General features: G+C 46.9%; 15 protein-coding genes. 12 read left to right on the forward strand and 3 right to left on the reverse strand.

What is annotated here, in order from left to right; genetic code table 11:
• Positions 1–90 precede the first annotated feature (90 nt).
• The gene (locus WH95_RS14145) at positions 91–1449 is read right to left on the reverse strand and encodes a DEAD/DEAH box helicase (RefSeq protein ID WP_046508411.1); all 1359 of its coding nucleotides are present in this window, start codon (positions 1447–1449) and stop codon (positions 91–93) included.
• Between the two features lie 480 nt (positions 1450–1929).
• On the opposite strand from WH95_RS14145, the gene WH95_RS14150 reads away from it, so the two are divergent.
• The 6 genes from WH95_RS14150 (at position 1930) to WH95_RS14175 (ending at position 7525) form a co-directional block, all read left to right on the forward strand.
• Positions 1930–3117 carry an ABC transporter substrate-binding protein gene (locus WH95_RS14150; RefSeq protein ID WP_204247795.1) on the forward strand — a complete coding sequence of 396 codons (1188 nt, stop codon included), beginning with the start codon at positions 1930–1932 and terminating at the stop codon, positions 3115–3117.
• A 157-nt stretch (positions 3118–3274) separates the two neighbouring features.
• Positions 3275–4201: a branched-chain amino acid ABC transporter permease gene (locus WH95_RS14155; protein ID WP_204247796.1), complete on the forward strand. Its 927-nt coding sequence runs from the start codon at positions 3275–3277 to the stop codon at positions 4199–4201.
• An 8-nt stretch (positions 4202–4209) separates the two neighbouring features.
• Positions 4210–5226 (forward strand): branched-chain amino acid ABC transporter permease, encoded by a 1017-nt coding sequence (locus tag WH95_RS14160; RefSeq protein ID WP_046508413.1) that lies wholly within the window; start codon positions 4210–4212, stop codon positions 5224–5226.
• The gene (locus WH95_RS14165) at positions 5219–5965 is read left to right on the forward strand and encodes an ABC transporter ATP-binding protein (protein ID WP_046508415.1); all 747 of its coding nucleotides are present in this window, start codon (positions 5219–5221) and stop codon (positions 5963–5965) included. Before WH95_RS14160 ends, WH95_RS14165 begins: the two co-directional genes overlap by 8 nt.
• Positions 5966–6676 (forward strand): ABC transporter ATP-binding protein, encoded by a 711-nt coding sequence (locus WH95_RS14170; RefSeq protein ID WP_046508417.1) that lies wholly within the window; start codon positions 5966–5968, stop codon positions 6674–6676.
• Positions 6677–6679: 3 nt separating this feature from the next.
• Positions 6680–7525, forward strand: coding sequence for an alpha/beta hydrolase (locus WH95_RS14175; RefSeq protein ID WP_046508420.1), 846 nt, complete (start codon positions 6680–6682; stop codon positions 7523–7525).
• A gap of 144 nt (positions 7526–7669) precedes the next feature.
• Here the strand turns inward: WH95_RS14175 and WH95_RS14180 are convergent, their stop codons facing one another.
• Positions 7670–8137 (reverse strand): thiol-disulfide oxidoreductase DCC family protein, encoded by a 468-nt coding sequence (locus WH95_RS14180; protein WP_046508422.1) that lies wholly within the window; start codon positions 8135–8137, stop codon positions 7670–7672.
• A gap of 130 nt (positions 8138–8267) precedes the next feature.
• Here WH95_RS14180 and WH95_RS20680 point away from each other — a divergent pair, with 130 nt between their 5' ends.
• From WH95_RS20680 to WH95_RS14190, 3 genes are all read left to right on the forward strand, one after another.
• A complete protein-coding gene (locus WH95_RS20680) occupies positions 8268–8882 on the forward strand; it encodes a substrate-binding periplasmic protein (protein WP_052742041.1) in 615 nt (204 codons plus the stop codon).
• Between the two features lie 54 nt (positions 8883–8936).
• Positions 8937–9071: a hypothetical protein gene (locus tag WH95_RS21805; RefSeq protein WP_281174838.1), complete on the forward strand. Its 135-nt coding sequence runs from the start codon at positions 8937–8939 to the stop codon at positions 9069–9071.
• Between the two features lie 295 nt (positions 9072–9366).
• The gene (locus WH95_RS14190) at positions 9367–10299 is read left to right on the forward strand and encodes a threonine/serine dehydratase (protein WP_046508565.1); all 933 of its coding nucleotides are present in this window, start codon (positions 9367–9369) and stop codon (positions 10297–10299) included.
• Between the two features lie 135 nt (positions 10300–10434).
• On the opposite strand, the gene WH95_RS14195 is transcribed toward WH95_RS14190, so the two are convergent.
• Positions 10435–10827: a DM13 domain-containing protein gene (locus WH95_RS14195; RefSeq protein ID WP_052742042.1), complete on the reverse strand. Its 393-nt coding sequence runs from the start codon at positions 10825–10827 to the stop codon at positions 10435–10437.
• Positions 10828–11095: 268 nt separating this feature from the next.
• Between WH95_RS14195 and WH95_RS20685 the strand changes: the two genes are divergently transcribed.
• From WH95_RS20685 to WH95_RS14210, 3 genes are all read left to right on the forward strand, one after another.
• A complete protein-coding gene (locus WH95_RS20685; RefSeq protein ID WP_052742043.1) occupies positions 11096–11686 on the forward strand; it encodes a TetR/AcrR family transcriptional regulator in 591 nt (196 codons plus the stop codon).
• A gap of 220 nt (positions 11687–11906) precedes the next feature.
• Complete coding sequence (locus tag WH95_RS14205; RefSeq protein WP_046508424.1) at positions 11907–12818, forward strand: DMT family transporter; 912 nt, start codon at positions 11907–11909, stop codon at positions 12816–12818.
• Positions 12819–12853: 35 nt separating this feature from the next.
• Entirely contained in the window at positions 12854–13834 is a 981-nt protein-coding gene (locus WH95_RS14210) for a hypothetical protein (protein WP_046508426.1), read from the forward strand.
• Positions 13835–13993: the final 159 nt, after the last annotated feature.

The raw sequence follows: 13993 nt of genomic DNA on the forward strand, positions 1-13993 counted from the left end.
AAAATCGACGGGGTTTGTCAACGGTCTGAAGGCTGCCCGATGGGCAGCCTTTTGCGTTTGTTAGAAACGTTATTGATGTTTGCTCTGGTATCAAGCGGCTTGACGCTTGGTGAATCTTTTCTGAGATCTGTTCTCGCCATTTGCATTTTGAGCCTGACGATTACCAAAGCCACCATTTCCGTTACCTGCGGAACGACCACGTCCAGGACCGCTTCGCCCGGGGCCACCGCGCCCCCGATTGCCACCGGGTTTGCCAAAGTTCCGGCCGCGACGATTGTTCGGGCGTTGGGAATTTGCATCGCGTTTGCTGATTTCAACGTGGAAAGGGTGATCCTTTTCAACGGTGATATCTTGACGGATGGATTTTTCAATACGTTTCAGCGTACCAATTTCTTTTGGCGAACAGAATGAATAGGCATCACCTGTGGCTTCAGCACGGCCAGTACGACCAATACGGTGTACGTAGTTTTCCGGGTCGGTCGGTAGGTCGATATTGACAACAACCTTGATGCCTTGCACGTCAATACCACGTGCCGCAACATCGGTTGCGACCAGAACGTCGATATCACCGCGACGGAACTTGTTCAGTACTTTTGTTCTTATGCGCTGTTGCTTGTCGCCGTGAATGGCATCAACGCGACGTCCATCTTCGCGAAGGGCGTCGGACCAGCGATCACACTCTGCTTTGGTCTGCATGAAAACCAGAACGCGCTCACCCGGATGTTTATCCAGAATATGGCCGAGAAGAGCCTGTTTCTGGCCACCGTGAACATAAAATGCACGCTGTGTAACGTTCGCAGCTGTTGTTGATTCTTTAGCTGTTTCGATGCGCACCGGATCTTTCAAAAGCTTTGTGATCAGACGATCAACAGATTTCGGCATTGTCGCAGAGAACAGAACAGTCTGGTGTTCAGTTGGCAGACTGTTTGCGATTTCAATCACTTCATCTGAGAAGCCAAGGTCGAGCATGCGATCAGCTTCATCAAGAATAAGCGTTGTTGTGTGATCAAATTTAACAGATCCACGTTTTACATGGTCGAGCAAACGGCCCGGTGTTGCCACAAGAATGTGCACGCCGCGATTAAGATCGCGGAACTGTGGGAACATTGGTGCACCACCCGTAACCGTTGTGTAACGGATCGGCAAAAACTTGGACAGGCCGCGAAGAACGTGACCGATCTGCATGGCGATTTCACGGGTTGGGGCAAGAATGAGGGCTTGTGGATGGTTGGCAACATAGCGCTCTTTTCGTTCATACAGACGCTGTAATAGCGGAAGAACGAAGGCAGCTGTTTTACCACCACCTGTTTGGGAAAGACCAATAACATCTCTGCCTTCCATGAGGGCAGGAATAGTCTTTGATTGAATAGCAGTAGGCGTGGTGAAACCTTGTGCGTCGATAGCACGTTGAAGCGGCTCAATCAGATTGAGCTCGGAAAACTGAGTCATGCAGGAAAGTTCCTTTAAAAGCATGGTGAAGGCTATACCTGGATCAATCTAGCTCTTCGCCGCACTTTTGGAGACATCAATGTCCAACACAAGGATAAGCGCTATCGATCTAGGCGGGGCTATTATGCAACCCCATCACAGCGAAAAAACATGTGCCGAAACCCAAGCTCTCTCGCGAAGTGACGCTTGAATATAGGAAGGGTCTCTTTGGGTCAAGCCCGATCCGACGATATCTTTTGCATGGCGCCTATGCATTGATTGTAATCGCATTGTGCATTCAGGCATTAGTTTAATGGTGCAAAAAGACATTCAAGTCACTGGATGCCGTGTTTTTGACGATAAAAAGTTGCCTGTTCCTACCCCTTCGATTACCGTATCCGCCATAATAATAGAGGGAGGCGCCGGGCTGTTGGCTTCGGGCCATAAATCGCGAGACAACTTCTTGGCTCGTTTTTAACGGGCAAATTTTAGGGGCGAAAAATGAAAAAAAACAAACATCTATTACCAATGCTTATGGCTGGTGCCATGGCGTTAAGTGCAAGTTTTGCATCGCCAGCTATTCAAGCTGCGGAGCCTGTTAAAATTGGTATGATCACAACATTGTCCGGTGGCGGTGCGAGCCTTGGCATTGATATTCGTGACGGTTTCATGCTTGGCTTGAAAATGAAAGACGGCAAGCTGGGGGGCGTCGAAACGCAGGTTATCGAGGTCGATGATGCCCGCAAGGTTGAAAACGCCAAGCAGATTGCAACGCGGATGATCAAACAAGACGATGTTGATATTGTAACTGGAATTGTCTGGTCAAACCTTGCCATGGCGGTTGTCCCAAGTGTAACCCGTGCGGGCAAATTTTATATCAGCCCCAATGCAGGGCCCTCTGCTTTGGCAGGGAAAAAATGCCATGAAAACTATTTCAATGTCGCATGGCAAAATGACAATCTGCACGAGGCTGCCGGGCAATATGTCACCGATAAGGGCCTGAAAAATGTTTATCTCATGGCCCCGAACTATCCGGCTGGTAAAGATGCGATTGCCGGATTTAAGCGGTTTTACAAAGGTAACGTAGCTGGCGAAGTTTATACAAAACTTGGCCAGGTTGATTACGCAGCAGAGCTGGCGAACCTTCGCGCGGCGAAACCGGATGCTGTTTATTTCTTCTTGCCGGGTGGTATGGGCATTAACTTTGTGAAGCAGTATTCACAGGCTGGACTTAGTGCGGATACGCCGCTTTTTGGCCCTGCCTTCTCGTTTGACGAAGGTATTTTGAAGGCGGTAGGTGACGCGGCGATTGGCGTTTACAACACATCGCAATGGAACAAGGACATTGATAATCCTGCGAACGCTTCCTTTGTAAAGGCATTCAAAGAAGCTTATGGACGCAGCCCGTCCCTCTATGCCAGTCAGGGATATGATGCGGCGCTTTTGATTGATTCAGCGATTGCTTCTGTTGGCGGGGATCTTTCAGATGATGACAAGTTCCGCAATGCCCTTCGCAAGGCAGAGTTTGAGTCCGTACGGGGTAATTTCAAGTTTGGATCAAACCAGCACCCGGTACAGGATATCTATGTGCGTATTGTTCACAAGGACGGGGACACCGTAACTAACAAGATTGTGAGCAAAGTCTTCACCGCTCATCAGGATGCTTACGCAACAGAATGTAAGCTATAAGTATAGTCCAAGCCTAATGACAAGACCTTAACAACAGGATCGGTTGACGTCTGAGAAAAGTGTTTTACGCACTCAGAATGCCAATCGATCCTGATGCTATATGGGGAACTGGCTTGGTCATGTCTGGCCGTGTCTGGCAATTATCTGGAATGTATTTATGTTAACGATTGAACTGTTTTTGGAACAGTCATTAAACGGGCTTCAACAGGGGGTTATGCTTTTCCTGATGGCGGCGGGCTTGACGCTGGTTTTTGGAATTATGCACCTCATTAATCTGGCTCATGGGTCTCTCTATATGATCGGGGCTTATGTGGCGGCCAGTGTAACCCAGGCAAGCGATAACTTTGCCCTTGGTATTCTGGCTGCTTTGGTGGCTGCTGGCCTGACCGGAATGTTATTGGAATTCTCGGCATTACGCAGATTGTATAACCGTGATCATCTTGATCAGGTCCTCGCAACCTTTGGTATGATTCTGTTTTTTAACGAGCTTGTGAAAATCCTCTGGGGTCCTCAGGCGTTATTTTTATCCACACCGGAATTTCTTTCGGGGACTTTGGAATTTATTCCGGGGGCTCCCTATCCATCCTATCGACTGTTTATTATCGGGGCGGGCCTTGTTGTCGCGTTACTTCTACGGCATTTGATTATTCATACTCGGGTCGGAATGCTGATCCGGGCCGGGGCAACACACCGTGAAATGGTTGGGGCCTTGGGGGTGAACATTGATCAGCTCTACACAATTGTCTTCGGGTTAGGGGCGATGCTTGCCGGGCTTGCCGGGGCCTTGGCCGGGCCAATGCTTGCCGTTGAGGTTGGGATGGGTGAAAAAATCCTGATCCTTACCTTTGTGGTTATTATTATTGGGGGCATTGGCTCTGTTCGTGGTGCCTTGGTTGGTGCGCTGCTGGTGGGAATGGTCGATACCTATGGTCGGGCTTTTTTACCAACAATCATGCGAGAGATTCTTGATCCGGCCTCTGCTGATACTGTGGCTGCCTCTATGTCTTCTGTTGCTATTTATGTGTTGATGGCTGTGGTGCTGATTTGGAAGCCCCGCGGTTTGTTTCAGGCGTACGGGAGCTAGCGGGTCATATGTTTTTAAACAAAATTTTAGGCTCAGAGGCCAGCTTAAGAGCAAAGATTGTGTCTTTGATCGGGCTTGTCATCCTCTTGACTGTTCCGGTTTTTGCCAACCTGTTCGATGAACCTTTTCTGGTTGATATCGCCAGTCGCATTCTGATCTATGCGTTGGTTGCTGTCAGTCTGGATCTTATCCTTGGTTATGGTGGCATGGTCAGCTTTGGCCATGGTGCTTTTCTGGGACTTGGCGCTTATGTCGTGGGCATCTTGACGCATCACAGCTACGAAGGAACCGCAATTGCCTTTTTGCCCGGGGAGTGGCAGGGAACAACGCATGCTTTTATCCAATGGCCATTGGCAATGCTGCTCAGTGGTTTTCTGGCATTGATTATCGGGGCCTTGAGCCTGCGAACATCAGGTGTTTATTTCATCATGATCACGCTGGCTTTCGCCCAGATGTTATATTTTTTCATGATCTCTATTCCGACCTATGGCGGTGAAGACGGCCTTAATATCTGGGAGAGAAGTGAAATTCCTCTGCTGGATCTTTATGACGCCAAAAGTTTTTATTTTACCTGTTTATTTCTTTTGCTTTTGTGCCTGTGGTGTTGTTCGCGGATTGTGAAAAGCCGCTTTGGCATGGTTCTACGTGGATGTCGGCAGAACGAAGTCAGAATGAAGGCGCTGGGGTACCCTGTATATCGTTATAAGCTTATGGCATTTGTATTGTCGGGCATGATCGCGGGACTAGCAGGTGCTTTGTTGGCGAACCATACCGAGTTTGTTGGTCCCGGCCTGATGCATTGGACCCGTTCCGGAGAGATCATGATCATGGTTATTCTCGGTGGAATGGGATCTTTGATTGGTCCGGTTCTTGGGTCTGCCGCCCTGTTGATGATGGAAGAAGTGTTGGCCGGGTTAACGGAACACTGGATGATTTTTCTGGGGCCGATGCTGGTTCTGATTGTCCTTTTTGCGCGCAAGGGGCTTTACGGACTGCTCGTCGGAAAGGGGGCAGACAATGGCTGATCCTATTCTCGAAGTCATAAGCCTGACGAAATGTTTTGGGGCTATTGCCGCGAGTGATGGCCTTACCTTTTCGGTGAAGCGTGGCACCATTCACGGCTTAATTGGTCCCAATGGTGCGGGTAAATCCACGGCGATTGCACAGTTGTCTGGAGAGCTGCAATCCGACGCGGGGCGTGTCCGTTTCGATGGGCAGGATGTGACCCGCTGGTCCGTGGACAAACGAGCAAGGTCGGGATTGCAGCGGTCGTATCAAATAACCAGTTTGCTACCGGAATTTACCGCCGAAGATAACGTGGCAATGGCGATACAGTCCCAGCAAGGTCACAGTTTCCGCTTTTGGGAGAATGCGCGCAGAGATCACAGCCTGCGGACGCCTTCGCGAAAAATACTGGAACGAGTTGGCCTTTCTGATTTTGCCGATAGTCCGGTAATGGATCTGGCACACGGGCAGCAAAGGCAGTTGGAACTGGCAATGGTTTTGGCGACAGCGCCCTCGATGCTGTTGCTGGATGAACCAATGGCCGGGATGGGACAATCTGAATCTCTGCGGATGATGGAACTTTTACGTCCCTTGAAAGGGGATGTAACCATGTTATTGGTCGAGCACGATATGGATGTTGTCTTTGCCCTTGCGGATATGATCACCGTTCTAGTCAAGGGGCAGGTGCTGGTGACGGGAACGCCTGATGAAATCAAAGGTCATCCCGAAGTACGGCGTGCTTATCTGGGGGATTATTAAATGGGGGATTTAAGGCTTTCAGGTGTTGAAACCAGCTACGGCCCCAGCCAGGTTCTGTTCGGTGTTGATCTGGAGATCAAGGCCGGAGAGGTTGTAACCCTGATGGGGCGTAATGGTATGGGAAAAACCACCACTGTTCGTTCGATTATGGGGCTGACGCCTGCAAAAAAGGGCGAGATTTCTTTCGGTGGTGTGGCCATTCAGGATTTTCGAAGCCATAACATCGCGCAGCTGGGTATTGGCTACGTTCCCGAAGGGCGTCAGGTTTTCTCGAACCTGACCGTGCTTGAAAACCTTGTGGCTACAGCAGCCAATCATGCGGGTGTTGATGATCCGTGGTGTGTTGATATGGTTATGGATCTTTTTCCTCGATTAAGAGAGCGTGCCAAACAATACGCCCGAACGCTTTCTGGCGGAGAGCAACAGATGTTGGCGATTGGTCGCGCTTTGATGACCAACCCAAGCTTTATGATTCTCGACGAAGCAACCGAAGGGCTTGCGCCGATCATTCGCGATGAAATCTGGCATGTGCTGGAACACAATCTGAAAAAATCGGGACAGGCCATTCTTGTGATTGATAAGCATCCGGAAGCCATGGCCCGGATTGCTGATCGACATTATGTCATGGAAAAGGGACGGGTTGTCTGGTCGGGAACCTCAGAAGATCTCCTGGAAAATGAAGAGATGCAACACCGCTATTTGGGAGTTTAGGCAATGACGATAGATCCTGAACTGGAAAAGCTTTACAACGTCCGTGCCGCGATACCGGACCATATGAATATTTTTGCTGAATGGGAACAGCGTGCGACAGATTTCAGCAATGCTGTTCCGGGTCTGTTGGACCTTCCTTATGGTACGGGCGATCGGGCAAAATTGGATCTTTATCTGACGGAAGATAAAGAGGCGCCACTGCATGTCTTTATTCACGGCGGCTATTGGCAAGCAAGGGATAAAAGTCAAACCAACTTTTTGGCCAAGGCCTTTGTGGATACCGGAGTGAATGTGGCGATGCTAGGTTATGACCTCTGTCCGACAGTCACTTTGAGAGAGCTTACTGAAGAGATCAGGCAGGCATTCGTCTGGCTATGGCAGCATGCTGACAAGCATGGCTATGACCAGCGCAAAATTCAAATTTGCGGACATTCGGCAGGGGGACATTTGGTTGGGATGTTGTTGACGACAGATTGGTCAAAATATGGTCTGCCAGCTGGTGCAAAATTCATACACAGTGCAATTGCAATTAGTGGCCTTTTTGATCTAACACAATTGGTGCCAACATCAATCAATAACAAACTGGGGCTGGATTTGGATGAAGCAAAGGCGTTAAGTCCTTTATTTGCGGAGCCCCAAAATATCTGCCCTTTTCTTCTTGTGGTTGGCGGTGATGAAAGTCGTGGTTTTCACCAGCAATCTGATAATCTGGAGAAAGCGTGGCGTGATAAATTTACACAGCTTGATCGCATGAATACTGAGGGTTGCCACCATCTTTCTGTGGTTGCTCAACTGGCTGACACAGAAAGTACCCTGTTCCAATGGGCTATCGACATGTTGAAAAGGTAGGCTCGTATTTTCAGGCACGACAGCATATCGAAAAAAGTAACAAGGTTACTGTGATGGTATGGTTTTTAACTCCGGACAGTCTTGTTTCGTTTTAGGCTTCTTCAGAGTGATTGGGAAATCGTTATAGATTGCTGTTTTCTATAGCTATTCAATCAAGCGCTTTTTCAGATTTTCATCAGGTAACAGACAGCGGTCTGTTCGTCCGAATAAGCGGTATCGGTTTCGTGCAATCATATCATACAGCCAGGTATCTAGCGGAGAGGGGATATATTTGGCTAAACTGAGAAACTTGGCCGGATAGGGCAGGAGAGATGTGGTTTGTGAAAATGCAGACATCTTGGCGTAGGCTCGGCCTTTTGATATCAAAAGATTGGTCTCAAAATTCACAGTATCCAAACCATAGTGCTGGAAGAGTGCCTGACCTAAATTGGATTGCCCCGTTGAAAATTGAAACTCTTTTTGTTTGTCGTGCTTGATTACAAATTGAACGAAGGCCGAACACAAGGCACATTCACCATCAAAGACAATGATTGGATTTTGATCGTTAAAGTCTGAAACTTTGGGATCAGCTCGATAGCTATAGTCTTTGAAGGGTAGGGATTTTCTTGTCATTGTCATTTCCCGCAGAGCCAAGGACAGTCTTTATCTGGTAAAAAAGAAAAAACAGCTAAAGTTTGTGGTATACTGTTTTGTGAGAGGGTTCAACCGCCTGTTTGGCAGATCAAGATGAAAGAGGTTGGCGATGAAATCTCGTACAAGTTCCATTTTTGCGGTCAGCATGTTTATATGCTGTTGGTCACAAATCACGTTGGCGGATGATTGTGATAAAACATACTCTATTGCTTATTCCAATAATTATATCCCTTATCAATATGTACCTGAAAGTAAGCAGCCGACGGGCTTGGATATTGATATTGTAGAATCAATTATGTCTGAATTGGGGTGTGAATATCGTTTGGTTTTGTCGCCGTCAAAACGGGCTCAGGCACTTTTACAACAAGGTAAAATAGATATTATGCCCGCAGCATCCGTTACCGAGGAACGGTCAGAATATGCTCATTTTTCAGCCCCTTATCGGGATGAGACCGTGGCAATGTTTGTGCGATCAATGGATTATGAACGCTACAAAGACTATGATTTAAAGGACGCTATTGATAACAAACTTAGTCTCGCGGCTGGTCTGGGTGGTTGGTATGGCCCTGAGTATGGCAAAGAGAAACAGCGTGCTTTGGATGCTGGCGTATTGAGACTGAACGCCGAGACCGGGGTCCGTATTCAACAGCTGTTAAATGATCGTGTTGATATTGTTATTGCAGATTTGTACGTTGGGTATCATCACGCCATAGAGGCCCGTTGATTGAATTCAATCCGACCTTTGCCTCATTTGCTGAATTCAGACCCTGCACATTTTATGCTAAGTAAAGAATCCGTATCCCCCGCTTTTGTTGATCGTTTTAACCTGGCATTGGCGAGTGTCCTGAAAAGCGAGGCGTATCAGGAACTTCTTGAGCGATATCGTCCGATAGAAAGTACGCCCTCTAATTAGGGCAGTCCCAAAAGCTGTTGTTGATTTGAACAGTAGGGGGCAATAAGAAAAACGAGCCAAATCGTATTTCTTTTATGCCCATGATCGCTTTATCCTGAAGATTGTTAAAAACACAGGTGCTGTCCCTTCCTCTTTGCTGTGCAATAGGGGAAATGTTTAGGCAATCTTTGTGTCAGGTCTTGGTTATGCTTGTTACTACTTGAAAAACAAGTCATTAATCATAATGTTTCATGTTGAAATTTTATCCTTTATTCTGAGAAATCCCAAATCTTTTTCATTAATTCTGGTGGTAACTGTGCCCGGACATATAACACAATCAACAATTTTGAATGCTTACGACTCAATCCGGGAGCATATTCGTCGTACACCTGTTTTAAGAGTTCCGGCGGGTGAGCTTATTCATGATGTACCAATCACACTAAAATTTGAACAAATGCAGCATTCTGGCTCTTTCAAGGCGCGGGGTGGATTTAATGCTCTTTTGTCGGGTAATATTCCAGAGACCGGTGTAATTGCGGCGTCTGGTGGAAACCACGGGGCCGCAGTTGCCTATGCAGCAAGTAAGCTGGGTGTTCGTGCCGAAATTTTTGTCCCGGAAATTGTCTCTCCGGCAAAGTTGGCCAAACTGGAACAGTATGGTGCCCGCATCAATGTTGTCGGGGAAAACTTCTCAGAAGCATTTTCCGCTTGTCTTGAGCGACAAAGGGAAACAGGTGCTCACCTACTTCATGCCTATGATCAGCTGGAAATTGTCGCAGGGCAAGGGACCGTGGGGCTTGAGCTAGAAGAACAAGCGCCAGAGATCGATAGTTTGTTGGTTGCCGTTGGCGGCGGTGGCTTAATCGGCGGGGTGGCATCGTGGTATCGTGGCAGGATAAAGATTATTGCTGTGGAAACAACAGGAACTGCGACACTACATTCGGCTTTGAAAGCTGGGTATCCGGTGGGTGTTTCTGTTTCCGGCTTGGCGGCGGATGCTTTGGGGGCAAGTACTATAGGTGACTTTGGCCTTGAAGCCAGCAAGAGCTATGTCCATCAGTCTGTTCTTGTCGATGATGCGGATGTGAAAGCTGCCCAGGATTGTCTGTGGAATAACTATCGCCAGATTGCTGAGCCTGGTGGTGCGACGGCTTTGGCAGGACTGTTGTCGGGCGCTTATGTTCCAGAAAAAGATGAGAAAGTTGGTGTGCTGGTTTGTGGTGGCAACGCTTCTCTATCTTCTTTTTAATTAAGGTTTTGGTTTAGAGCCGGATAACATAGAAAACGGCTAATCAACTTAATGATTAGCCGTTTCTGGAACGGGGTATCTCGGGGGGAGAGACAACCAGTTCTAGAGAAAATAATCTCTTGAGTTTTCAGGGGATTATTTCAGGTTGGCGACCCCCAAAGGGACATCAAATTTTTCACACCAGACATAAATTTCGTTGAAGTTTGCTGGATTGATGCCTGCCGGAAGGCTGTATTCCTGTTTCCCGGTTTTGCTTTTAAGTGGCGCAAAGATAGTGCTTCTATCAACGCCATCTTTACCAAAGGCAAGCTTTGGATCTGGGGCGCCATCAAGCGAAAAATTGTCCGCTAAAATAACGGTGTAACTGCCATCACTTGCTTTTTTAATTTCGACATTTCCCGTGGTGATATGGTCGCTTCTTCCTTCAAATGTTCCTTTTGAAACGATGCCACCTGCATGTGCGGATGTGATAGAAAAAGTTGTCGCGGCCAAGAAAGTTAATGCCAAGAATTTGAATAAACGGTTCATTTTTGTCTCCACAATAAAACGAGCTATACGGTTTCTGAAAGACCTGCTCATTTGTCTGGGCAGATCGGCTCAATAGTATGATTAAGAGTATCTGGTGCCCTGACGGGTGTTGATCCTGCTTCCTGATTAACATAGTATTGGGAACTGATCGGTTAAAAACACAAAGGCGTGATGATTTCGTTACCTCCACAAGATCGATCAGGGTGTTGAGATGCTATCGATCTATTCTTTTTGAGTTATGGATATCTAGGATTAAGGAGCGTAAAATTTGGCACGACCACGTGAGTTCGATGTTGATGATGCCCTGAATGGTGCATTGCAGATATTCTGGACAAAAGGGTATGAAGGAACTGGTATTACAGATTTGCTGAACGCAATGAAAATAGCCAGGGGGAGCCTCTATAAAGCTTTTGGTGATAAAAAGGGTTTATTCATTGCTGCATTGAAGCAGTATGAAACAAGCTGTGTTGATCCGGGGGTAGAGCTGCTACAGAGTAACAAAATCCCTGACGGAACAATGCGTATCCAAATGCTATTTGATACGGTTATTCTTGCTGTTGAAAATGACAACGATCGCCGTGGGTGCTTTTTGTGCAATACGGCGGTTGATCAAGCACCTCATGACACGGAAATAAGTAAAATCTGTCAGCAAATGATGGAAAAGATGGTTGAAGGATTTTATTGCGCTCTAGAGGATATTGCAGATCAATCAGATAAAGAAGACAAGATTTTACGTTCAAGGGCAATGAGTTTAAATGTGGCTTATAATGGTCTTCGTGTTATGGCCAAAGCGGGATATCCGCCATCAGATATCAAAGACGCGAGCAATAGAACACTGATAGAATTTGGGTTGTTATAATCTATTGATAAGGCTTGCCGCCAAGTTTGATGTCTGGTTTTTGAAAGCTGTCAGGCCCAAAAATTGTTCCGTTTAATTCATGTCTTGCCGAAGCTCATTCCATGCCTTAGCTTCCAAGGGCCTGCATATGGTTTGATAAACGGATGTTGGCAAAATCCAAAAAAACGCCCGAAAAGGGGCTGAAACAGGGCTTAGGCTAAGGCCCGAAAAAGAGGTTCGTATGTCTTCTCAACGCTGGGCAGTTCTGTTCTTGGTATCTGCGCAATTACTATGGGCTGGAAACTTTATTGTTGGCCGCGCGGTTTCTACTGAAATAGCCCCGCTTACACTTTCTTTCTGGCGTTGGACACTTGCGCTTGCCTGCCTTTTTCCCTTCACAATTTTTTCTCTAAAGAAAGATTGGCATTTGTATCGCCCTGTTATGGGGAAGATGATTGTTCTTGGGCTGTTAAGTGTCGCCAGCTTTAACACGCTGCTTTATTTTGGCTTACAGACAACTGCCGCGACCAATGCCGCGCTTTTTAACTCTATGATTCCGGTAATAATCATTGGACTGTCTTTTTTGGTTTTTGGGGATAGAATTCGGTCGATACAGGCCGTCGGTATCGTGATTTCCTTTTGCGGGGTTGTGACCCTTCTTGTCCGGGGGCACCCTGAGAATTTGATGAATCTGTCTTTGAACAGTGGTGATTTATTTGTTCTGGGCGCAGTATTGAGCTGGTCGTTATATTCTCTCTTACTTCGATGGAAGCCAGCTGGCGCTTCGCCTTTTTCTTTCATACTGTTGAGCGTGCTTATTGGTGAAGTGGCTCTTGCGGCACTCTATTTACCCGGGTGGATAGAGTCAGCCCCTCTCGAGATGACAACAAACAATTTGTTAGCTGTTTTCTATGCTGGTGTGCCGGTTTCTATTGTTGCTTTCATCTGCTGGAACGAAGGGGTTAAGCATGTCGGGGCCAGCTTGGCGGGACAGTTTATTCACCTTTTGCCTGTCTTTGCTGCGTCACTCGCTATTTTGTTATTGGGGGAAACGCCCGAGTTGTATCATGCGGTCGGGGCCGTATTGATTGGCTTTGGTGTCTGGCTGTCTGTGCGGAAAAAACGAAAACCAGTGGTTGTTTCATCCCAATAGAAAGCAGGTACCAGATTTCTATAAGGTAAAGGGATATGGGGGTACTATCGACACTCTTTGCAGGCATTGGAAACAGAGCATCTGTTATTCTCGCGCTGAGTTTACCCCTTTGTGCTTTTTTACCTTCTAAAGTAAGCGAAGTACTTCTGCCCTATATGGGGGGAATTATCATCGGGCTAATAACTGTGGCGATGATCAGGGTCGATCTGTCACGGGTTTTGGGGCATTTGAAAAGCCCTATTGCTTTGCTGGTTGTCTTGGTTGCCTTGATGTTGGTGTTTCCGCTAGGTGTCGATTTGGTCGCGCGCCATTTTTCACTGGACACCACAATACATATTGCATTGGTGCTGGTGGCCTGTGCGCCACCGCTAGGGTCGGCACCAAACCTTGCTTACCTTTTGAAGCTTGATGGCGAGTTGGTGTTCAATATTACTTTGGCTGGCACTGCGATTATACCTTTGACGGCACCTTTTATTATTGGGATGACGCTGGGGGATCAAATGGCCTTTGATCAATGGGCGCTATTTCAAAAGCTATTGATTACAGTGGGAAGCTCGTTTTTGATTGCCGTTATCGTCCGCAAAATGTTGGGGCGAGAACGCATTAAAAGAAGTGGTCTTCAACTAGATGGTATAAGCACTGTTATCATGGTGGTGTTTGTGGCAACGGCTATGGCTGGTGTATCAGTCACCATAGAAAACGACCCTGTGTATATGGTGTTTTTATTCGCTATTGCTGTTGTCTCTAACTTTGGGGCGCAGTTTTTGTTTTCTGTCCTTGGGCTTCTTGTTCGAAGCATGGTTGGACGATTTTCTTCTTCCCGGGGGATAAAAGTAGAAAGCGTTTTATCCTTTGCGATGGTCGCGGGAAATAGAAACTTGGGGCTTGTGGCAGCGGTCATACCGATTGTTTTTTTACAAGAGATATTACCCTTTTTAGCTCTTTATCAGATACCGATTTATTTGACGCCTCTGATTGGTGGTCTGTTTTACGGATACGTCTTGAAAAGACGATAAATGTCTAGGTTGGCGTGGATGTCGTACTGCATATCCCCTTGTTGAATGAGTACGATTCGCTGCAATTCTGAATCTGTTTTCCAGTGTAATATTCGTTGTAAGATTTTGATTTATAATAAATATTTTTGTTTTATAAATGAGTTCAATGAAAATGTTCTC

This window comes from Kiloniella litopenaei, from assembly GCF_000982415.1.
Lineage (GTDB): Bacteria > Pseudomonadota > Alphaproteobacteria > Kiloniellales > Kiloniellaceae > Kiloniella > Kiloniella litopenaei.